The organism is Pseudomonas sp. UBA5706 (assembly GCF_002419965.1).
In the GTDB taxonomy this organism is placed as follows: Bacteria; Pseudomonadota; Gammaproteobacteria; order Pseudomonadales; family Pseudomonadaceae; genus Aquipseudomonas.
Window position 1 is genome coordinate 1 of the sequence record NZ_DIHC01000059.1, and the last position, 20,639, is coordinate 20,639.

The following is a 20,639-nucleotide window of genomic DNA, read 5'->3' on the forward strand; positions in this document are numbered from 1 at the left end:
CGGAGCGTGGGAACGATCACACATTCTGCATTTGCATCTGCTGTTGATACCGCGCACATAAGCCCGGACGAGAAAAATCGCGACTCGGGTGCAGGCCGAACGCAGGTGGCGATCCGGGAACAAAGGCCCCTTGGTCGATCAGGGCTTTTCCAGGTAATGCCTGCGCATACCCAACGATTCACACCCCGATTAAATCATTAGCCTGCTTTCATTTCCGCTCATCACGGGCGATGATGACGCACTCCCACCGCGCCTGCGAAGAGTCCAATGTCCGCCGCCCTGCCGCCCACTACGCAGCTTCCGAATGCCAGCTCAATGGCAATCACCCTGCAAATCGTCTCCATCGTCCTCTACACCTTCATCGCCTTCCTGTGCATCGGCCTGCCTATTGCGGTCATGCCCGGCTATGTGCATAACCAGCTGGGTTTCAGCGCCGTGGTGGCCGGGTTGGTCATCGGCTCGCAATACCTGGCCACGCTATTTAGCCGTCCGGTGGCGGGCAGGATCTGTGACACCATCGGCACCAAGCGCGCCATCGTCTACGGCCTGGTCGGGATCGCCCTGAGCGGTGTACTGACGGTGCTGGCCGTGTTGCTGGAGCACGTTGCCAACATCAGCCTGATCATCCTGGTCGTTGCCCGGTTGATCCTTGGCGGCTCCCAGGGACTGGTGGGCGTCGGCACCATCAGTTGGTGTATCGGCCAGGTCGGGGCTGAACACACGGCACGCTCGATTTCGTGGAACGGCATCGCCTCTTACGGCGCCATCGCCATCGGCGCGCCCCTGGGTGTGGTGATGGTTGATGCGCTAGGCTTCGTCAGCCTGGGGGTGGTCCTCGCCGGGCTGTCGATCGGTGCGTTGCTGCTGATCCGCAACAAGCCACCGGTGCCGGTGGTCCGCGGGGAGCGGATGGCGTTCTGGTCGGTGTTCGGCCGGGTCGCCCCGTACGGCCTGAGCCTGACCCTGTCGTCCATCGGCTACGGCACGCTGACCACGTTTATCACCCTGTATTACGTCAGCCGCGGCTGGGAAGGCGCGGCCTGGTGCCTGACGGTCTTCGGCATTTGCTTTATCGTCGCCCGCCTGTTCTTCATCAACGCTATCAACCGCTTCGGCGGCTTCCGCTCGGCCATCACCTGCATGTCGGTGGAAACCGTTGGACTGGTCGCACTATGGCTGTCGCCCAACACCACGGTGGCCTTGATTGGAGCAGGGCTGACGGGGTTCGGCCTGTCGCTGGTGTACCCGGCCATCGGCGTCGAGGCCATTAAACAGGTGCCCAACAGCAGCCGCGGCGCTGGTCTTGGCGCCTACGCGGTGTTTTTCGATCTGGCGCTGGCTATTGCCGGGCCGTTGATGGGCGCGATTGCGCTGGGCATGGGCTATGGCTGGATTTTCTTCTTCGCCGCGCTGCTGTCGATCCTTGCGCTGGGGCTGACCCTGTTGTTGTCGCGACGCCCTACCGTAGACACGCGGGTGTGAGCGAACCCTGCACACCGCGCCGCACGAAAAGCTGAACTGCCCCGAGTCGGCCCGGTCGGAGCTAACACATCCCTCGCAAAAGGAGCGTGCGTGTGACCTGCGACCCTTCTGGTATCAATATTCCCCCCGCGGACATGGCGGGCACGCGCGAAGTGCACAAGCTGCGCGTGCTGACCGTGAACACTCACAAGGGCTTCACCGCGTTTAATCGACGCTTCATCCTGCCGGAGCTGCGCGAGGCCGTGCGCAGCACAGGTGCCGATCTGGTGTTCCTGCAGGAAGTGCTCGGTGGCCATGATCGCCACGCCACCCGCTACCACGACTGGCCGCAGACGTCCCATTACGAATTTCTCGCCGACAGCATGTGGAGCGATTTCGCCTATGGCCGCAACGCGGTCTACCCCGAGGGACATCACGGCAACGCGATCCTTTCCAAGTACCCGATTCTGGAGCACCGCAATCTTGATATCTCGATCACTGGCCCGGAACGCCGTGGGCTGCTGCATTGCGTGTTGCAGGTGCCAGGGCATGAGCAAGTGCATGCAATCTGTGTGCATCTGAGCCTATTGGAGAGCCATCGGCAGTTGCAGCTGGATTTGCTCTGCACGCTGCTGGACTCCTTGCCCGAGCACGCGCCCGTGGTGATCGCAGGCGATTTCAACGACTGGCAGCTGCAAGGTAACAAACGCCTGGCGCGCTGTAGCTATCTGCATGAAGCCTTTGAGCGCAGTCATGGACGGCTGGCGAAAACCTACCCCGCCCGTTTTCCGCTGCTGCGACTGGACCGGGTTTATCTGCGCAACGCCACCAGCCATGACCCCAAGATCCTCGGGACCCGGCCATGGACGCACCTGTCCGATCATTTGCCGCTGGCAGTGGAAGTTCATATGTGAATGGGGGCTGCCACGCGGCCCGATGACGTTCAGCCATTACGCCGCTTGTCCGGTAGTGCCCTGATTCTCTAAACCAAGTGCCGCTTGATTCATCCGATCTAGTGCGGGCCATTGGACTCGCCCATCCAACAACAAGAGGTACGTGATCATGGCTAATACCGGAAAATCGAACTCTGGCAACTTCGCAAACGATCGTGAAAAGGCCTCCGAGGCAGGTAAAAAAGGCGGTCAGGCGTCGGGGGGCAATAACGCTTCTGATAGTAAAGGCAAAGCGTCCACTGCCACTGAAAGCGGCAAAAAAGGCAACTCCCCGTCCAAAGGCGGCGCAGGCCGCAGCTCTTGATGCAGCGCTGAATTTCAGCTGATCAGCAAAAAGCGAGGACCTGAGTTCTCGCTTTTTCGTGTCTGAAACACACAGCCCTCATTCATCCGGTGCGATCAGCGGCACCGTGGCGTCGCGGTCGAACTGTGAACCCGGATCCTCGTTACCCGGATCGTTATCGACATCCACGTCCACATCTGCGCTTTCCTCGCTTGGGTGTGGGTCACCCTTTTCTAGACCGATAGCGTTCATGCGGTGATGCGACTGTGCGTACATGGCAGGTTCCTTATGATTGAGGCGGCTTGTTTCACAACGTTGAGTGGCTTGATCACACCTGATTTGCGTTGACGGTCCAGTGCACGGCACCTTCTGCGAACTGCAATTGTTCAACCCGATGGGCAATGCCGCTGGCCAGGGAATCTTCGGCGCGTATGACCTTCTCTTCAGACGACAGGCAGCGGGCGATGTCCAGCGGATGCGCAGCGCCTTCGGTTTCGCTCAAGTAAATGTTGACGTAGCGCTGCAGGTCGTTGTCCAGGCTGCGCAGGTATTCGCGGATACGTGAGTGATCCACCGAGCTTTGATTGAAATACCAGCTCATCGGGTGAATCAGGAAGCGTGAATGAGGACAGACGATCCGCTCCTGCGCAGCCAGGAAGATGACGATGCCCATGGATTCGATATTGCCGCTGTTGAGCGCACGGATCGGCACGTTCAGCGACTTTAGAAAGTTGTAGAGGGTAAACCCCAGCGCAGTGCTGCCGCCTGCCGTAGACAGGTTCAACAGCAGCCCGGTCGCCCCCTTGTCGAGAGCCTCAAGGCAACGATCGCGCAGTTGCTCGGTGGTGCCCTGATCGATTCCACAGTGGAAATGGACGATGTGTTCGCTCATTGACGGCCCTCCTTTCGCGTTTATCTGCGCGGCCTCAGGCGTTGGAAAGCCCGCGCCCGGTAAAAGTTGCAGGGCAGCCGCGTGCCGAACTCCTGTTTGAATGGGCGATCAGTACACAACACCGGGCGCTGACTTAACAGCGCGCATCCGGCCCTTCATAACGCCAGACAGGACACCTTCATGAGTCTGCACGACAAGATCATCGGCCGCCTCGGCTTTGGCGCCGCGCCCCTGGGCAACATGTTCCGCAACATCAGCGAAGAAGAAGCCGCTGCGACCGTCCGCTCGGCGTGGGACCAAGGCATTCGCTACTTCGATACGGCGCCGATTTATGGCGCCGGCCTGTCCGAACAACGTTTGGGCAAGGCGCTGGCCCATGTGCCGCGTGACGAATACACCCTCAGTACCAAGATCGGCCGGCTGATCAGCGATGAGCTCGACACTCAGGCACGCAGCGGGCCGTTCACCGAAGGACTGAAGAACAAGATCCTTACCGATTATTCGGCCGACGCCACGATGCGCTCCATCGACGCCAGCCTCAAACGCCTGGACACTGATCGTCTGGACATCGTGTTCGTCCACGACGTCGCCCAGGACGCCCACGGCGATGAATGGATCGAGCACTTCAACGTCGCCCGCAAAGGCGCTTTCCGCACCCTCACCCGGTTGCGCGAGGAAGGCGTGATCAAGGCCTGGGGTCTGGGGGTGAATCGGGTCGAGCCCTGTGAACTGACGCTGGATCTGAGTGAAGCACAGCCCGACGGTTTCCTGCTGGCCGGGCGCTATTCGTTGCTTGACCATGACCAGCCGCTGCAACGCCTGTTCGCCAAGGCCCGTGAGCACAACGCCGAATTCGTTGTTGGTGGGCCTTACAGTTCCGGCGTGCTGGTCGGTGGTCAGCACTTTGAGTATCAGCAAGCGCCCCAGGCGATGCTCGACAAGGTCGCGCACATCCAGGAAATTGCGCGTCAGTATCAGGTCGACATCAAATCGGCGGCGCTGCAGTTCGTCCTTGCCAATCCGCTGGTGGCAGCGGTGATTCCGGGCGCCAGTCGTCCTTCGCGAATCGCAGAAGATCTTGCAGCGCTCAGCGCCCAGGTGCCCGACGGCTTCTGGCAGGCCATGCGCGATCAGGGATTCATCGCCGCACAGGCCCCGGTGCCGATGAAGGATTGAGATAACCGCTCTATCCCCCGGCAGTAGCAGTCCGGCTCGCCGTCGGCAGTGATGAGGCTGTCCTCACCGCTGGCAAGCCGGGCGGCTACACCTTGAAAGTGGCTGGCAATCGATGCGACAGCCGCCAATGGCAGCCGGACGCACCGGTCAAATCCACAAAACGTCCTGCCGTCTGTAATCTTCGCGTTGACTCAACTGTCATTTCCGTTAGTCTTGCCTGCGCACTGTATACAACAACAAATACAAATAGCGCCGGAGATTGTCTAACATGACCGCTGACCACGCCCTTGATCCAGCCCTTGCCGTGTCTGCACCCGCCATCGACCAACCGGCGCTCAGTCCTCGCCTTTATAATCCCGACCTAGCCCCAAGCAGCCTGGAAGGTCGAACCTGGGGTGGATACAGTATCTTTGCCCTGTGGACCAATGATGTACACAATCTTGCCAATTATTCCTTTGCCATCGGTCTCTATGCCCTGGGGCTCGGCGGCTGGCAGATTGTGCTGTCACTGGCTATCGGCGCGGTCCTGGTCTACCTGTGCATGAACCTGACCGGCGATATGGGACAAAAGACCGGGGTGCCATTTCCCGTGATCAGCCGCGTCAGCTTCGGTATTTTTGGCGCGCAGATTCCCGCCATGATCCGCGCGGTGATTGCCATTGCCTGGTTCGGCATCCAGACCTACCTGGCTTCGGTGGTACTGAGGGTATTGCTCACCGCGCTGGACCCGGCGCTGGACAGTTACGATCACGACATGTGGTTGGGTTTATCGAGTCTGGGCTGGGTGTGTTTCGTCAGCATCTGGCTGGTGCAATTCGTCATCCTCGCTTATGGCATGGAGATGGTGCGACGCTACGAAGCCTTTGCTGGCCCGGTGATCTTGCTGACTGTGGCCAGCCTTGCCGTCTGGATGTTCACCCAGGCGCACGGGCAGATTGCCTGGTCCACCGGTGCGCCTCTGGAGGGTGTGCAGATGTGGCGGAGCATTTTTGCCGGCAGCGCGCTGTGGCTGGCGATCTACGGTACCCTGATCCTGAATTTCTGCGACTTTGCCCGGTCCGCTCCCAGCCAGAAGACCATTCGCAAAGGCAACTTTTGGGGGTTGCCGGTCAACGTGCTGCTGTTTGCGTTCATCACGGTAGTCATCTGCGGTGCGCAGTTCTCGATCAATGGCCAGGTCATCCAAAGCCCCACCGACATCATCAAGACCATTCCCAACACCTTCTTTCTGGTGCTCGGCTGCATGGCGTTCCTGATCGTCACGGTGGCGGTGAACATCATGGCCAATTTCGTCGCCCCGGCATTCGTGCTCAGCAGCCTTGCGCCGCGCCACCTGACTTTCCGCCGCGCGGGAATGCTTAGCGCGACCATCGCGATACTGATCCTGCCCTGGAATCTCTACAACAGCCCGCTGGTGATCGTGTATTTTCTATCAGGCCTGGGCGCCCTGCTCGGCCCGTTGTATGGCGTGATCACCGCCGACTACTGGCTGCTGCGCAAGGGTTGCGTCGACGTACCCCAGCTGTATACCGAAGACCCGGCCGGGGCCTATCACTACACTCGCGGGGTCAATCTGCGGGCAGTGTGGGCGTTTGTTCCGGCGGCGCTGATTTCGATCATTACTGCCCTGGTACCGGCATTCGAATCGGTCTCGCCGTTTTCCTGGCTGATGGGCGCGGCCATTGGCGCGGCGCTGTACCTGCTGCTGGCCGACCGCCGTAAAACCTTCAACGATGTCAGTGGCCAAGCCATTGCCGTGCAAGATATCCAGCATTGATCGCAAGCGAGCACATTCCCCATGCGTATTTTGATCGTCAACGTGAACACCACCGAGTCGATGACCCGGACCATCGCCGAACAGGCGCGCAGCGTCGCTTCGCCCGGCACCGAAATCATCGGCCTGACCCCGCGCTTCGGCGCAGAGTCGGTGGAGGGCAATTTCGAAAGTTACCTGGCGGCGATTGCCGTGATGGACCGCGTGCTGTCTTACGACCAGCCCTACGACGCGGTGATCCAGGCTGGTTATGGCGAGCACGGTCGCGAGGGTCTGCAAGAGTTGCTGGAGGTGCCGGTGGTGGACATCACTGAAGCGGCCGCCAGCCTTGCCATGCTGCTGGGGCACAAATATTCGGTGGTGACGACGCTGGACCGCGCCGTGCCGTTGATCGAAGACCGGCTGAAACTGGCGGGGGTGTTCGAGCGTTGCGCATCGGTGCGCGCCAGCGGCATGAGCGTGCTGGAGCTCGAAGAAATGCCCGATCGCGCACTCCAGGCCATTGCTGGACAAGCGGTGGAGGCCGTGACTCAGGACAAGGCCGAAGTGATCTGCCTGGGGTGCGGCGGCATGGCGGGACTCGACCAGTTGATCCGTGACCGCGCCGGGGTCCCGGTGGTCGATGGCGTGACCGCGGCGGTCGCACTGGCCGAATCACTGGTGCGTCTGGGCCTTAAGACCTCCAAAGTCCGCACCTATGCCACGCCACGTCCAAAGAAGGTGATCGGCTGGCCGTTCAGCCTGTAAAGGACCGCTTCCGCCCGCAGGGTGTAACAGCGATCTACCTCGCGATCTGATGCGAAGAAATGCACGGTGTCAGCAACGGCGCCGTCATCGGATTTACGACTGCTTCGCCGCAGATCGCGAGCAAGCTGCGCGCCCATCGCCTGTTCGAGGATTCGCCCCTGCCCGGCAAATCGTTTAGTATCCCCGCCGCCGGTTTCCACACGGAATTAATAGGGAATCCGCGAGCCTTCACGGCTCAAACGGAACTGTCCCCGCAACTGTAGGCGCTGAGCTTGCTTCATGTACGCCACTGGGTCACTCCCGGGAAGGCCGAAGCACGGCTGTGACGCGCCAGTCAGGAGACCTGCCGGCACGCATCAATCATCCACCGGCGGGGTGTCCGGGAAGGACTCCCGTGTGCGCCGCCGCCCTTCGCCAGTGCTGGCGCCTGCCTCGCCTATTCGGCGACACATCAGGGTGTGCTTTCCATTACCTGTTCGGTCCCCACTCAGGTTCACGGGAGAAGTCCTCGATGTCGTTGCGCCGCGCTGTCACCTTGTTAACCGCTTTGCTTGTCGGTCTGCCGTTGTCCAGCGCAGCACTCGCCGCGCCGACGCACTATCCCTTGACCGTCGATAACTGTGGCGTACCGCTGACGTTCACCCACGCGCCGTACAAGACCGTAACCATCGGCCAGGCCGCGACCGAAATGCTCTACGCGCTGGGCCTGAGCCAGCAGGTGATCGGCACTTCGCTGTGGTTCAACGACGTGCTGGCGCCCTTCAAAGCCGCCAACGACAGGATCGAACGCCTGGCCGATAACGCACCGAGCTTCGAGTCGGTGATTGCCAAGCGCCCGGATTTCGTCCCGGTGCAGTTTGAGTGGATGGTCGGCCCGCAGGGCGCAGTGGGTACCCGTCAGCAGTTTCACGACCTGAAAATCCCGACCTATATCCTGCCGTCCGATTGCGAAAGCAAGAACAACCTGGTCGGTGCCGACGGCACTCGCCTTGAAGCCTTCCGGATCGACTCCCTGTACAAAAGCATTGCCCAACTGGCGCAGATCTTCGACGTCGAGGGGCGTGGCGAGCATTTGATCAGCGGTTACAAGGCGCGGCTGGCCAAGGCCGTCGAACGGGCAAAAATACATGATGCAAGCCAGGTCTCGGCAGTGTTCTGGTTCTCCAGCCCCGACATCAACGTCGACCCCTATGTGGCCGGACGCAAAGGCATCCCCAACTTCATGCTCGACACACTGGGTATTCACAACATCATCGCGTCGGATGAAGAATGGCCAACCGTAGGGTGGGAGACCATCGCCAAGGCCAACCCGACGATACTGGTCATCGCACGCATGGATCGTCGTCGCTTCCCGGCAGACGATCACGAGAAGAAACTGGCCTTTCTCAAATCTGACCCGGTGACCCGCAACATGGAGGCCGTCAAAAACAACCGCATCGTGATCATGGACGCCAGTGCGATGGAATCCAGCGTGCGCCTGTTCGATGGCATCGAACAGCTGGCTGAGGCCATCGGCAACAAATGAAGCGGCTAAAATGGCCGGGGCATGTATTGCACGCTCTATGGATCAGCGCACTGCTGCTGATGGCGGTGCTCGCTGGCGTGGCCATCGGCGAGACGACCATCAGCCTGCCGGTGATTTTCCAGGTGTTGGCGAACAAACTATGGGCCGCAGGCCTGGCGGTGGACCCCATCGATGAGGGCATCGTCTGGAATTACCGCCTGACCCGCGTCATCGTCGCGGCGGCCTGCGGTGCCGGATTGGCGATCTGCGGTGTGGTGCTGCAATCGCTGCTGCGCAACGCACTGGCCGATCCCTACTTGCTGGGGATTTCTGCGGGAGCGTCCACCGGGGCGGTGCTGGTGGCCATCATCGGCCTGGGCGCCGGAGCCATTTCGCTGTCCGCCGGCGCATTCGTCGGCGCCCTTGCAGCGTTTGCCATGGTCGCCCTGCTCGCCCGCTCATCGCGAGGACAGACCGCTGCCGGGCAGATCATTCTCGCCGGGATCGCCGGTTCGCAGCTGTTCAACGCGTTGACCTCGTTTCTGATCACCAAATCGGCCAGCGCCGAGCAGGCTCGGGGCATTATGTTCTGGCTGCTGGGCAATCTCAGCGGGGTGCGCTGGACCTCGGTCATGCTCTCGGTACCGGTGGTGATCGCAGGGCTGCTGGTGTGCCTATGGCATCGTCGGGCGCTGGACGCCTTCACCTTTGGCGCTGACTCGGCGGCTTCGCTGGGCATTGCGGTGCGACGGGTGCAAGCCATTCTGATCGCCACTGCGGCGCTGGTGACGGCCGTGATGGTATCGATCGTTGGTTCCATCGGTTTCGTCGGGCTGGTGATTCCCCATGCCGTGCGCATGATCGCCGGCGTGCGCCACGCGCGGGTCTTGCCGCTGAGTGCATTGAGCGGTGCGCTGTTCATGATTGCCGCCGACGTGCTCTCGCGCACGCTGATCAAGGGTCAGGTGCTGCCCATTGGCGTCATTACTGCGCTGGTCGGTGCCCCGGTGTTCGCCCTCATTCTGCTTCGAGGCAATCGCACCCGATGAATGCGCGAACCGATCAGATCACCAGCGTGCTCAGCGCGGTCAACCTCAGTTACCGCGTCAAGGCCGCGCAGTTGCTCAACGATGTCAGCCTGGCGATCCGGCCCGGGGAAAATCTGGGCATCATCGGGCCCAACGGTTCCGGCAAATCGACCCTGTTGAAGCTGCTGTCCGGGCTGCTGGCCCCCAGTGCGGGCGATGTGTTGCTGCAGGGTCAGCGCCTGTCGAGCATTGCCCGCCGCGACATCGCGCAACGGCTGGCGGTGGTGGAACAGCATGCCGAAACCAGCGATTCAATCAGCTTGCTGCAAGCCGTAGAGCTGGGCCGCACACCCTGGCTGTCCGCGTTGGCGCCCTGGAGTGAGGAAGACACGCGCATCGTCAACCAGGCTATTAGCGACGTAAACCTGCAAGCACTGCGCGAGCGCGCCTGGCACACCCTGTCAGGCGGTGAACGGCAACGCGCTCACATTGCCCGCGCGCTGGCTCAGAAGCCGCAGATTCTGCTGCTGGACGAGCCCACCAATCATCTTGATATCCAGCAGCAGCTATCGATTCTGACACTCGTGCATCGGTTGCCTGTGACGACCGTGATTGCGCTTCACGACCTCAACCAGGCATTGGCTTGCGACCGTCTGGCGGTCATGGATCAGGGGCGATTGGTGGCGCTGGGCTCGCCACGGGAGGTGCTGACGCCTGAGCGACTGAGCGAGACGTTCGGTGTTCTAGGACATTGGCTGACGGACCCGTTCGATGGTACGCAGATCCTGAGGTTGCGCACACGCTGATCCAGCGCCGGCGGCGGGCACGAGCATGCAGTAAACGCCCGGTTTTGCTTGCAGTACCTTGCTTGGACAGGCTCAAGAAATCCTTCTGCCTGCCGAGTACGGTATACCATCAGACGCTTTTGCATCCCTCGCATTGCCCTGATCGATTTTGCCATCGGCGAAATCCCACGCGTGACTTACAAAAACGAATCAGGAGCGCCAATGAACATCAAACAAAAACTGACCGGGGCCTTCGCGATCATCGCTTGCCTGCCTATCATCCTGGTCGCCGCGCTGGTCATCATTAACCTGCGCAACGATGCCGAGAGCAGCTTCGTCGACAGCAGTGGCCGGGAAATACGCCAGGTCAGCAATGCGATGCAGCTGTTCTTCGAAGGCATCAGCCAGAACGTCGACTACCTGGCCGCCCATCCGCTGGTCACCGGTGCCGGGGAAGGCGTGAAAAGCTACATGACGGCCCAGGCTCCGGATATTCCACAGTCCGATGTCGATAAACAACTGTTCGATTTCTTCGCCAGCATCGCCAAGAGTCATCCGGCGTACTCTTACGTGTCCTATGGGCTGGCGAACGGCAGTTATGCGTTCTGGCCCGGCGACCCGAAAATGGCCAGCTACGATCCTCGCCAGCGCCCCTGGTACAAGACCGCCCAAGCCAACCCCGGCAAGACCCTGCGCACCGAAGCCTATTACTGGGCCGGTGACGACGCGGTGCTGGTCAGCACGGTGCGCGCCGTCAACAACGCACTGGGCAACGCCGGTGGCGTGGTCAATATCGACGTTTCCCTCAAGCAGCTGACAGCGATCGTCAAGCAGATCAAGCTCGGTGAAAGCGGCTATCTGATGTTGATCCAGAACAACGGCACGGTGCTGGTCGACCCCAAACAGCCCGAGCACAACTTCAAGACACTCGCCGAGCTGGGCGATGGTTTCAGTGACCTGGCAAAAGCCGGAGCCGGGCTGATCAAAGTCAATATCAATGGCGAGCATTTCATGGCCAACGTGTTCCCTTCCGATCAACTGGGCTGGAGCTTCATCGGCTTGATCAAGCAGGATGAAGTCATGAGCTCGGCGACACGACTGACCTGGCTGATCGGGATCATCGCAGCCGTATTGGCGGTGGTCTTCGCCATCCTCGGCGCCAGCTTTGCCACGCTGATCGTGCGTCCGATTCGCAGCGTCGCCAGCGGCCTGGAGGGCATCGCCCAGGGTGAAGGCGACCTGACCAAAAGCCTGTCCATACGTGGCAAGGATGAAACCGCGCAACTGGCGAACTGGTTCAATCAGTTCCTGACGGCCATTCGCGGGCTGATTCAGCACATCAGCCAGTCCGCCACCCGGATTCTCGACAGCTCCGCCAACTCAACCCGCGTCTCCAGCGATATGGCTGAAGCGGCAGGACGTCAGCGTGAGGCGGTGGACATGGTCTCCACGGCATTCCATGAAATGGTCGCCACTGCCAATGAAGTCGCACGCTCCTGCAGTCAAGCCGCAGAATCGGCGGACAGCGGTCAGCGCCAGGCCCGTGAAGGTCAGCGTCAAATTGACGATGCGGTCAACAGCGTCGACCAGTTGAGCGCCGAACTCTCCCGTTCGGCCAATGACATGACGCAGCTGGAAAAAGACAGCAACGGCATACAGTCGATTCTTAACACCATTCGCTCGATCGCCGAGCAGACCAACCTGCTGGCGCTCAACGCAGCCATCGAAGCCGCTCGCGCCGGTGAACAGGGTCGTGGCTTTGCAGTGGTGGCCGACGAAGTGCGGGCGCTGGCCAAGCGCACCTCGGACTCGACTGCGGAAATCGACGCGCTGCTGGGCAATCTGGCACGCCGCACCGCCTCGGTCGCGCAGCAGATGCACGCAAGCCTGGACGTGTCGCAGCAATCGGTTGCCAAGATCGGGCAAGCACGCAGCAGCTTCGGGCAGATACGCGAGTCGGTCGACGTGATCCGCGACATGAACACCCAGATCGCCACGGCCGCCGAAGAGCAACATCAGGTCGCCGAAGACATCAATCGTCACATCAACCAGATACACGGCGACGCGCAGCGGGTGGCGGATCTGGCGGATTCGGCACGCGGGGACGCACAGAACCTGGCGACCCTTTCCAACGAACTGGACGGGCTGGTACGCCGATTCAAGACTTGATTCCGGCCTCGCGGGGCGTACGCCTGTTCACCCCGCGCGAGGCTCACAGGCCAGCCGCACGTCAGGTGACCGCGCTCATTGCCCCACGTCACTCAAATGATCCAGCCCCGCCAGCATCAGCTCGTGCTGGCGGATGCTGTCCAGGCTGGTCGCGGATTCAGCAGCGCCCGGCACCGCATGCCAGACCACGAAGTCGCGCTGCACATCCAGAAAGAGGAAATAGTCGTTGAACATTTCCACCTGGGAAAACCGACGCTCCAGCGCGTCACGCAATTGCTCGGGCCGCAGCGCGCGGCCTTCGATGTGCAGGGCAATGCCCCAGTCGCGGTGTTCGCGTCGGCTGACGAAGGCCACCCCCGTCGCCACCGGCCAGATGGCCGCGCGTTCGGCCGCGACATGCGCATAGAACGCTGCTTTTTCCGATACCCGAATCATGCTCAATCCTTAAGTGGCACAACGGTAAAATCCAGCTCATGATCACGCTCGTCGAGCCCCTGGCGCATGTCTTGCGGCCACCAGATCACCAGCTCGCGATCATTGGAATCCGGGCGTTTGTAAGCGTACCCCGCGCAACCTGAGCGGCTCGCGCAGCCGCCCAGCGTGGCGAACAGTACAAGCAAAATGACGTACACGCGTGCGTTCATCGTGTTGCCCCCTTGAGCAGCGAAGGTCGGTTCTGTTTGGCTTTGGTCGAAACCTGCGGTTGGCGCACGGCGATGTAGATCTCGCTCTCAGCGCCCGGTTGCAGCCACGCATGGGGCCAGGCGCTGACACCCATCACCCAGCGTCCGCCACAACGGCTCTCGTCGATTCGCACCGGCTTGCCCGTGGTATTGCGCGCCACTACGACCGCGATGCCCCAATCCTTCTTCGAAAACCATTGCGAGCGCTGCCGGTCCAGCACCAGCCCTTCGCCCGGATCGCACAGGCTGTCAGCCTCGAACGGCAAGGTCTCGCCACTGTTGAACCCCACCGGTGCCACGCCGTCGAGCAGTTGGGTGAAGGCGCTTTGCACATCGCCACGGGTCGGCTCCTCACCGCCATCGCGGCGCTGGCCGATGCGCTTCATCTGGTCGTCCACGTCGTGAGGGTTGCTGATCTCCACGTAGCGCGACGGGTTGACCTGATCACCGATCAGCCTCGGGGTGAGGATGAACAGCCGCTCACGCTGGTTCAACTCGCGACTGCGATTCTGGAACAGCAGCTTGCCGATCACCGGAATGTCTCCCAGCAGCGGGATCTTGTTGACCTTGTCGGTGGTTTCCAGCCCGTGGAAACCGCCGATCACCAGCGAGCCATGTTCGGCGATCACCGCCTGGGTGCTGACGTTGCCCTTGCGCACCGCTGGCTGGTTTTCGTTGATGTTCGAAGTGTCGATCTGGCCGTCTTCGATGTCGACGATCAGTTGCACCTGGGACTTGCCGCCCTTATCCAGCGAGCGCGGGATCACCTGAAGGCTGGTACCCGCCGTGATGGGTTGAATGTCCGCCACACGCTCGGACGTTGCCGTGAGAAATTCGGTACGGCTGAAATCGATCACCGCAGGCTGGTTTTCCAGGGTCAGGATCGACGGGTTGCCGATTACCGACGCTGCACCGTTGCCTTCCAGCGCATGCAGGTCGGCGGAAAACTTTCCCGCGTCCTGAATAAACAGCGTCGAGCTGGTGCCTTGCTGAAACAGGTTGGCGCCGCCACTGACGCTGCCCGCGTTGAAATTCCAGCGGCTGGACAATTGCGCCAGCTCGTTGCGGTCGATATCCAGAATCACGGCATCGATTTCGATCAGGTTGCGCGGCGTATCCAGTTCCTTGACCAGCTTCTCGTACATGGCCCTGCGCTTGGGCAGGTCATAAATCAACACGGCGTTGTTACGCACGTCAGCACTGACCCGGATTTTCGAGCGCCCGCCGGTGCTGTCACGAGCGCCTGCCCCGCGCTTTGCGCCGCTACCCAGCACTCGATCCAGGCCCTGTTCCAGCGCGCCGGTGTCGAAGCCGCCGCCTTCGAGACCACCGTAGTTCAGCGCAGAGGAATTATTGCCAGACATGCCGTTGGCAGTACTGCCCTGCCCCTGCACCAGATTCACGCCGTTGATCGACTCGCCACGGGAGCGGCTTTCCAGCAGTTCCTGCAAAATGCTCGCCACGCCGGCCACGGTCAGTTGCTGATCGCGGTAGCGGATGGTGCGGTCGGCGGCGTTAGCGTATTTGAGCGGCAAGACCACGACGTCCTGCTTCTCGGCCTTCTCAGGCGCTTCGACCTTTTTGCTGTAGCTGCGAACGAAGTCGACATACTTGGCAGGGCCTCGGACCAGTACCACGCCCTCATCGGGCAGCGCGCCCCAGCCGAAGCGCTTGTCCAGCAGGCCGACGTCCGACAGCGCCTGCTGCAGGTCATCCACCGCTTCCGGGGACACTTCGATGCGCGCCGAGGTCTGTTCGCTGGTGGGGCTGATGTACAGGGTTTCGTTGTAGACGAACCACTGAAAGTGGTGCTCCTGCCCCAGCCGGTCGAGGAATTCCTGCGGGTTCTGCGCCCGAATACGGCCGTCGAGCGTGCCCTGAATCGGCGCCATGTCCAGGCCGATGCCGAATTCCTTGGCGAAATCCTGAAGCGCAGTGGCAAGATCGGTCTGCCGCGCATCATAGGCATAAGCCGTGTGTTTCCAGGCATCGGGCACCGCCGCCAGCGTGGGCGTGGCGACTCCGATCATCAGCAGAGGCAACCACATAAAGGCCTTGCGCATTTCACACTCCCGGTTGCCAGGTTTTGAGGGTTGCGCGGGGCGACGAGGAAGCCGCGGCGTGGCGCATGGAGGTTTGCATCAGGCTGAGCATCGCGGCGCGTTGATTGGCCAATTGCTCCAGCCGATCGAGCAGGTCAAGCTGGCTGCACGGGTTCGCCAGCCAACTGATCAGCACCACGCAGCGACTGCCCGGATCGATCGCCAGGGCGCCGGAGCAGGCACACGCTACGCTCGCGCCGCCCTGCCCGAGCAACGCCTCGAGGCGCTGCGGATCGCTGCCGTCATAGGGGTCAAGCACATCAAGGCTGATGCGTACGCCGTTTGCGAGCACCGTCAGTTGCGCGTTGGCATCGTCGATCCAGCAATCGAGCGGCGTGAGCGGACGCTGCTCACACCACTGCGCGAGGATCGCGTTGAATTCACTGAATTCCATCGATGATCGCTTTGGTAATGCCGTGTTTGGCGCGCAATCCTTCGTTGAGGATCATGTTGGCGATGTTGGTCTGCTGCGAGGCATCGTTGAATGCCTGAAGGTCTTCCATGGTGCCGCTTTCCGAGGCGGTTTCGGCGGCGTCGTCCATGTCGTTCTGGGCTCGGCTGTAGGTGTGATCGAGATGGTTCTGCAGGGATTTGAAACTGATCATCGATGGCGACTCCAACATGAGGGTTCATCCCCTGAGTGGAAGCAGCCTGCGCAACGGTTCCCTGCGCTGTGACAAAAAAACGCTCGCAAGACCCTGTTCAAGGCACTTTCAGGCAGTGTGCATCACCGCGCAGGCTCGCCCAACAGGCCGTTGCGCAGGTTGGCCCAGTCGATATCGAACGCGCCATTGGCGTCGCTCAGGCGCAGGGTATGATGCGCCATCAATGGGTCGCCCTTGAGCTGCCAGTGTTCGGCGAAACGGCTTTGATCAAGCCACTGGCGCAGATCATCGAGCACGTCCGGATGAGCGCTGAGCGTTGCAACCGCCTCAAGCCGCTGGCTGGCAGCAAGATGACGGACCAGAGCCCGGGTGCGTTCGGCCAGCGTCGTGTCGTCGAGCAAGCTTGCCAGGGCAGCGTTGAGCAACGCTTCCACCGCGAGCATGGATTCGCGCTGCAAGGCCTGGCGTTGCTGCGCCAGGTCCTGCAGAAAGGCATTGGCGTTTTCCCAGAATTGCACGTGGGCCTGATCCCGCTCGCGCTGCCCCTGCTCGCGGGCCTCTGCAAGGATCTGCCCGGCCGCAAGGTGCGCATCGCGAAGCACCTCGGACGCCAGCTGCAGGTCGGCGATGTCCTGGCGGCGCAGAAGCGTCTCGGCCAGCACCGTGGTGGACCCCAGGGAGAGGCTGCGTTTGGCGAGCATGTCGGGCTCCTTGATAGAAGGTCGGTACGGGATTAGCGAGTCAGGCGCTGGTAACGCGCCACAGCACGGACTGCCAGAGGGTTTGCAGCTTATTCGGCGGCAGCTCGGCAACGGGGGGCTCAATAGCGTTTTGCTGAATCTCATCAGGCGCCCAGCTCAGGCGCAGTCGTGACCAGCATGCCTCTCCTGCCCACGCAGCCAGCAGCAGGCGCGGGTCGTTAATCGAGGGAGCGAGCCAGACACCGGGACGCAACGCCTTGGCCACGGAACGGCACCAGGCTTCATGGCGCAACGCGTGTTCCTCAGGCCACCGATCTGCTCGCGATTGATCGTCAGCGATCAACACGGGCCGGTTTGCAGCAGGTCCCAGGCAAATGCTGCCGGCCAGCGTTAGCGCTTCCCGCTGCTGATCGGCGTTGAGCATTAACCATTGCACCCAGGACGCAGGCGGCTCAGGAGGCTGGCTCGGGGTAATACCGACGCTCTGCAGGAAGGCATCGTGCCGCCCGCGCAACAGTTGTTGCGCGTCCACCACCGGCAAGCCACTGCGCTCGGCGAACAGCGCCATCCAGCTTGGGTGCGCCGATTGCCAGGGCGCGCACCACCACTGGATCCAGCGTGCGTCGCGATCGTGCATCAGACCCGCACCGGCATGCTCGTACGCTCGCCGCGACGCAGGCCGAAGCGTTGCAGCACTGCGCCGCGCCAGTCTCCGCGCAGCATCAGCACCAGCAACGCAATCAACAGCACGCCGGCAAACGGTGCGACCCATAGCAGGGTTTTCCAGAATCCCAGATTGGCACTGTCGATCAGGAACGGGCCGAAATTGACCAGCCGCTCGGTGTCCTGAAACTCCGCTGCGGGTACGAAAACGATGGCGAATTTCTTCGAATCCAGCGGCTCGCCGGACATCCCCGGAATGCTGCTGGCGACCATCTGCTGAATCCGCCCGCGCACGCTGTCCGGATCCAGCGCCGAGGTGTGCTTGATGAACACCGCCGCCGAAGCAGGCTGCACCGGCTCACCCGGCGCTACCCGTTCGGGCAGCACCACATGCACTCGGGCCACGATTACGCCGTCGATCTGAGATAGCGTGGCCTCCAGCTCCTGGGACAGCGCATAGATGTAGCGGGCGCGCTCTTCCAGCGGGGTCGAAATCACCCCCTCTTTCTTAAAGATTTCACCCAGACTGGTACGCGAATGCCGGGGCAATCCGGCGGCATCCAGGATGCGCACGGCACGGTTGATGTCCGCCGTGGCGACGGTCACCACCACCCCGGTCTTCTCCATACGCTTGCGCGCGTCGATGTGCTGATCGGCAAGGCTGGCAACCACATCATTGGAATCCTGCTCGGACAGACCGCTGAACAGGTCGGTGTCGTCGCTGCATCCGCCGAGCAGCAGCATCAGGCACAGCAGACCGGCAGTCAGGTAGTTCACGGCGAACCTCTATTGCAGGTTGGTCAGCTTGTCGAACGCCTGAGCGCTCTTGTTAACGACCTTGGTCGTCAACGCCATTTGCAGCGAATACTGGGACAAGGAACGGCTCATTTGCGCAATCTCCAGCGGATCGTCGGTGCTGGAAGCTTTTTTCATCTTGCGCGCCGCCTGTTGGGAGAACTTGTCCATCGTGCCCAGTCGCTCGGACAAGGCACTGGCAATCTGATCGGAAAGATGGCTCTGCTGCACGGCCATGTCCGGACGCAGGGCGGCGTTGAACAGATCGACGTCCGCCTGCGAAGGCCCGCTGACCAGTCCCTGATCAAGATGCTGCTCAAGATCGGGGGATGACGATTTGAGTTGATTGATAGTGGAAACGGTCACGGGTGTTCTCCGGCAGACGGGTCGATACGAAGGACTGGATCAGGACAGACTGGTAGTGCTCGATCCGGTCAATGCCTGAACGATGGCGTTGGCGGCTTGGCTCAAGCTGTTCTGCAGATCGTGCTGGGCGAACAACGGATTGTGCTGACCACCGGCAGCACCGGCAGCACCGACACCACCGCCACCAGCAGCACCGCCCCCTGCAGCACCGCCGTTCTGGCTGGCCTGCAGACCCTTCTCGATCAGGCCGCTGAGTAACTGCCCCAAGTCCTGGGTGACGCTATTGCCCGACGTCGACTGTTGCGAAGGGTCATTGATCGGCGTACCCAGACCGCCGCCCACGCTATTGCCTCCACCGTTGCCAACGCTTGCGTTCAGGCCCTGTTGCAGCAGGCCGCTGAGCAATTGCCCAAGGTCTTGAGCAGGGTTGCCGCTCAGCGCGCTTTGGCCGCCGGAAGGGTCGGTGCTTAATGCATCGTCACTCAGCTCGTTGCCGCCTACGGCATCGCCGCCCAGCGTACCGCCGGCAGTGCCTGCGTCGCTCACGCCGCTTTGTTGCTGGTCAAGCTGACCGCCGAGCATGTCCAATGCCGCACGAAAGGCACTGGTTTCGCTCTTGTCGAGGTAGTTGTCTTCCTTGAGTTCGTTCTTCCAGGAGCCTGAGTCCGGTGCCGGAAACTTGCTCGGGTTCTGGTCCATGAACTGCGCGACCTTGTCCAGCAGCGGCATGTCGCTGGAAGAAAACTTCGTTCCATCACCCTGCTTGCTCAGAAGGTCATCCAACGAAGCTTTACCCAGCCCATTGAGCACTTGTGACATCAGATCAGACTTGCCCGCCCCGCCGCTCGTGCCGCCACCCAGGCCGAAATCTGCCGCGGCGCCAAAGTTGTCACCGAGTTTGTCTTTGATGACCTCGCCCAAGGCAGCCTTGATCCCGTCCGCCGAGTCACCACCCAGTGCAGCGGCCAGGGGGTTCATTTTCTTCATTTGCTCACCGACCATCTTGCCCAAAGGCGAGTCCTGGTCCAGGTGGCCGTCTTTGGTGAGCGCCTGGGCGAGCTTGTCGATGACATCCTTAAGCGATTGCTGCGTACCCTGCTGGCCGCCGACCGAACCACCGGATACCACTGTGCCGATGTGGGTGTTCTGCAGGGGGTTGACACTGGCATTGAGACTTAGCATGGAACCTCCAACGTTTGGGGGTTGCCCCCTTGCTCAGGGGGCGCTCTGAGTGATCAGTAGCTGATACCTTTGGCGTTTTGCGCCTCGGCACTGATTGCCTTGTTCGAGCTGTCTTCCTTGCCGGAACGGATGGCGCTGAGCACGTCGTTGGTTTGTTTGCGGATGTCAGCGTCGGTCTGCATCGCGATCAGGCGTGCAGAGCTGGCATCGGACTTGGCGGTAGCTGCGCTTTGGGCGTTCTCGGCCAGCGATGGGGCGGAGCTGTCGGCGATCTGGCCTTGTTGCTTGACGTTGGTGAGGGCGCTGGCGCCCTGCTGAACGGCCTGGCCACCGCCGCTGATCATGCTGTTAGCCAAATTACCTGCCATGGAGATTGGGTTGATACCGGGCATGTTGTGTACTCCTGGGTAATCACCAGCGAAAGTGCTTGGTGCTGATGGGTGGCATCGAGGGCAAGATCGGTTCCGCGGGTTGTTCAATTAATTGTCTGTGGCGGTTTCAGGGGGTATCGGTGAGCGTTGGATGTTGGTGCGGTGTGTATATCTGTTATTCGGGGCGTCGCTGGTAGCTCTGGGAACGCATCCCCTGACGCTCCGCGTCCACCACAGGTTGGGCTCAGAGCGTCCTGGTCGTCGTTACCATGCAGAGCGTGGAACGATCAGGATAAAGGTATGGAGGTATAAGGGTATGAAGATCGCGGCCTCTGCTTCTGGCCGCAGACCGTAGGAGCGTGGCTTGCCCGCGATCTACCGCGCAGCGGTAGTAAAACC

At 61.3% G+C, this 20,639-nt stretch carries 23 protein-coding genes, 1 pseudogene and 1 riboswitch; of the genes and pseudogenes, 11 read left to right on the top strand and 13 right to left on the bottom strand.

Features of this window, described 5'->3' with window-relative positions:
- Nucleotides 1–267: 267 nt before the first annotated feature.
- The 3 genes from B3I26_RS26715 to B3I26_RS26725 all read left to right on the top strand — a co-directional run bounded on the left by B3I26_RS26715 (nt 268) and on the right by B3I26_RS26725 (nt 2,718).
- The gene (locus B3I26_RS26715) at nt 268–1,482 is read left to right on the top strand and encodes an MFS transporter (protein WP_296262343.1); all 1,215 of its coding nucleotides are present in this window, start codon (nt 268–270) and stop codon (nt 1,480–1,482) included.
- A 134-nt stretch (nt 1,483–1,616) separates the two neighbouring features.
- Nucleotides 1,617–2,375 carry an endonuclease/exonuclease/phosphatase family protein gene (locus B3I26_RS26720; protein ID WP_296262364.1) on the top strand — a complete coding sequence of 253 codons (759 nt, stop codon included), beginning with the start codon at nt 1,617–1,619 and terminating at the stop codon, nt 2,373–2,375.
- 148 nt (nt 2,376–2,523) lie between these two features.
- On the top strand, nt 2,524–2,718 hold the full coding sequence (locus B3I26_RS26725; RefSeq protein WP_296262365.1) for a general stress protein: 195 nt from the start codon (nt 2,524–2,526) through the stop codon (nt 2,716–2,718).
- Nucleotides 2,719–2,796: 78 nt separating this feature from the next.
- Here the strand turns inward: B3I26_RS26725 and B3I26_RS26730 are convergent, their stop codons facing one another.
- A complete protein-coding gene (locus B3I26_RS26730; protein WP_296262344.1) occupies nt 2,797–2,973 on the bottom strand; it encodes a hypothetical protein in 177 nt (58 codons plus the stop codon).
- Nucleotides 2,974–3,025: 52 nt separating this feature from the next.
- Complete coding sequence (locus tag B3I26_RS26735; protein WP_296262345.1) at nt 3,026–3,589, bottom strand: ATP-dependent Clp protease proteolytic subunit; 564 nt, start codon at nt 3,587–3,589, stop codon at nt 3,026–3,028.
- Between the two features lie 180 nt (nt 3,590–3,769).
- On the opposite strand from B3I26_RS26735, the gene B3I26_RS26740 reads away from it, so the two are divergent.
- The 8 genes and pseudogenes from B3I26_RS26740 (at nt 3,770) to B3I26_RS29020 (ending at nt 12,772) form a co-directional block, all read left to right on the top strand.
- Nucleotides 3,770–4,765 (top strand): aldo/keto reductase, encoded by a 996-nt coding sequence (locus B3I26_RS26740; RefSeq protein ID WP_296262346.1) that lies wholly within the window; start codon nt 3,770–3,772, stop codon nt 4,763–4,765.
- A gap of 268 nt (nt 4,766–5,033) precedes the next feature.
- A complete protein-coding gene (locus B3I26_RS26745; protein WP_296262347.1) occupies nt 5,034–6,542 on the top strand; it encodes an NCS1 family nucleobase:cation symporter-1 in 1,509 nt (502 codons plus the stop codon).
- Between the two features lie 21 nt (nt 6,543–6,563).
- The gene (locus B3I26_RS26750) at nt 6,564–7,286 is read left to right on the top strand and encodes an aspartate/glutamate racemase family protein (RefSeq protein WP_296262348.1); all 723 of its coding nucleotides are present in this window, start codon (nt 6,564–6,566) and stop codon (nt 7,284–7,286) included.
- 173 nt (nt 7,287–7,459) lie between these two features.
- A riboswitch (cobalamin riboswitch) is annotated at nt 7,460–7,651 on the top strand.
- 146 nt (nt 7,652–7,797) lie between these two features.
- Nucleotides 7,798–8,811, top strand: coding sequence for an ABC transporter substrate-binding protein (locus tag B3I26_RS26755; RefSeq protein ID WP_296262349.1), 1,014 nt, complete (start codon nt 7,798–7,800; stop codon nt 8,809–8,811).
- A complete protein-coding gene (locus B3I26_RS26760) occupies nt 8,808–9,839 on the top strand; it encodes a FecCD family ABC transporter permease (protein ID WP_296262350.1) in 1,032 nt (343 codons plus the stop codon). Before B3I26_RS26755 ends, B3I26_RS26760 begins: the two co-directional genes overlap by 4 nt.
- On the top strand, nt 9,836–10,624 hold the full coding sequence (locus tag B3I26_RS26765; protein WP_296262351.1) for an ABC transporter ATP-binding protein: 789 nt from the start codon (nt 9,836–9,838) through the stop codon (nt 10,622–10,624). The genes B3I26_RS26760 and B3I26_RS26765 overlap by 4 nt, the downstream gene beginning before the upstream one ends.
- 357 nt (nt 10,625–10,981) lie before the next feature.
- Nucleotides 10,982–11,914 (top strand): annotated as a pseudogene (locus B3I26_RS29015) (cache domain-containing sensor histidine kinase); the annotation flags it as partial.
- Nucleotides 11,915–12,043: 129 nt separating this feature from the next.
- Nucleotides 12,044–12,772, top strand: coding sequence for a methyl-accepting chemotaxis protein (locus B3I26_RS29020; protein WP_409522102.1), 729 nt, complete (start codon nt 12,044–12,046; stop codon nt 12,770–12,772).
- A 75-nt stretch (nt 12,773–12,847) separates the two neighbouring features.
- On the opposite strand, the gene B3I26_RS26775 is transcribed toward B3I26_RS29020, so the two are convergent.
- From B3I26_RS26775 to B3I26_RS26825, 11 genes are all read right to left on the bottom strand, one after another.
- Nucleotides 12,848–13,207, bottom strand: coding sequence for a type III secretion protein HrpV (locus B3I26_RS26775; protein ID WP_296262353.1), 360 nt, complete (start codon nt 13,205–13,207; stop codon nt 12,848–12,850).
- 2 nt (nt 13,208–13,209) lie between these two features.
- Entirely contained in the window at nt 13,210–13,416 is a 207-nt protein-coding gene (gene hrpT / locus B3I26_RS26780; RefSeq protein ID WP_296262354.1) for an HrpT family type III secretion system protein, read from the bottom strand.
- Nucleotides 13,413–15,518 (bottom strand): type III secretion system outer membrane ring subunit SctC, encoded by a 2,106-nt coding sequence (gene sctC / locus B3I26_RS26785; protein WP_296262355.1) that lies wholly within the window; start codon nt 15,516–15,518, stop codon nt 13,413–13,415. The genes hrpT and sctC overlap by 4 nt, the downstream gene beginning before the upstream one ends.
- Nucleotide 15,519: 1 nt before the next feature.
- Complete coding sequence (locus B3I26_RS26790) at nt 15,520–15,951, bottom strand: type III secretion protein (RefSeq protein WP_296262356.1); 432 nt, start codon at nt 15,949–15,951, stop codon at nt 15,520–15,522.
- Nucleotides 15,938–16,162, bottom strand: a complete 225-nt coding sequence (locus B3I26_RS26795; protein ID WP_296262357.1) for a type III secretion protein — start codon at nt 16,160–16,162, stop codon at nt 15,938–15,940. Before B3I26_RS26795 ends, B3I26_RS26790 begins: the two co-directional genes overlap by 14 nt.
- 122 nt (nt 16,163–16,284) lie before the next feature.
- A complete protein-coding gene (gene sctL, locus B3I26_RS26800; protein WP_296262358.1) occupies nt 16,285–16,863 on the bottom strand; it encodes a type III secretion system stator protein SctL in 579 nt (192 codons plus the stop codon).
- A gap of 40 nt (nt 16,864–16,903) precedes the next feature.
- Nucleotides 16,904–17,500 (bottom strand): type III secretion protein, encoded by a 597-nt coding sequence (locus B3I26_RS26805; protein WP_296262359.1) that lies wholly within the window; start codon nt 17,498–17,500, stop codon nt 16,904–16,906.
- The gene (sctJ, locus tag B3I26_RS26810; RefSeq protein ID WP_296262360.1) at nt 17,500–18,303 is read right to left on the bottom strand and encodes a type III secretion system inner membrane ring lipoprotein SctJ; all 804 of its coding nucleotides are present in this window, start codon (nt 18,301–18,303) and stop codon (nt 17,500–17,502) included. The genes B3I26_RS26805 and sctJ overlap by 1 nt, the downstream gene beginning before the upstream one ends.
- Nucleotides 18,304–18,312: 9 nt before the next feature.
- Nucleotides 18,313–18,687, bottom strand: coding sequence for a type III secretion system inner rod subunit SctI (gene sctI / locus B3I26_RS26815; RefSeq protein WP_296262361.1), 375 nt, complete (start codon nt 18,685–18,687; stop codon nt 18,313–18,315).
- A gap of 39 nt (nt 18,688–18,726) precedes the next feature.
- The gene (locus tag B3I26_RS26820; RefSeq protein WP_296262362.1) at nt 18,727–19,869 is read right to left on the bottom strand and encodes a type III secretion protein HrpZ; all 1,143 of its coding nucleotides are present in this window, start codon (nt 19,867–19,869) and stop codon (nt 18,727–18,729) included.
- Between the two features lie 53 nt (nt 19,870–19,922).
- Nucleotides 19,923–20,261 (bottom strand): hypothetical protein, encoded by a 339-nt coding sequence (locus B3I26_RS26825; protein WP_296262363.1) that lies wholly within the window; start codon nt 20,259–20,261, stop codon nt 19,923–19,925.
- Nucleotides 20,262–20,639: the final 378 nt, after the last annotated feature.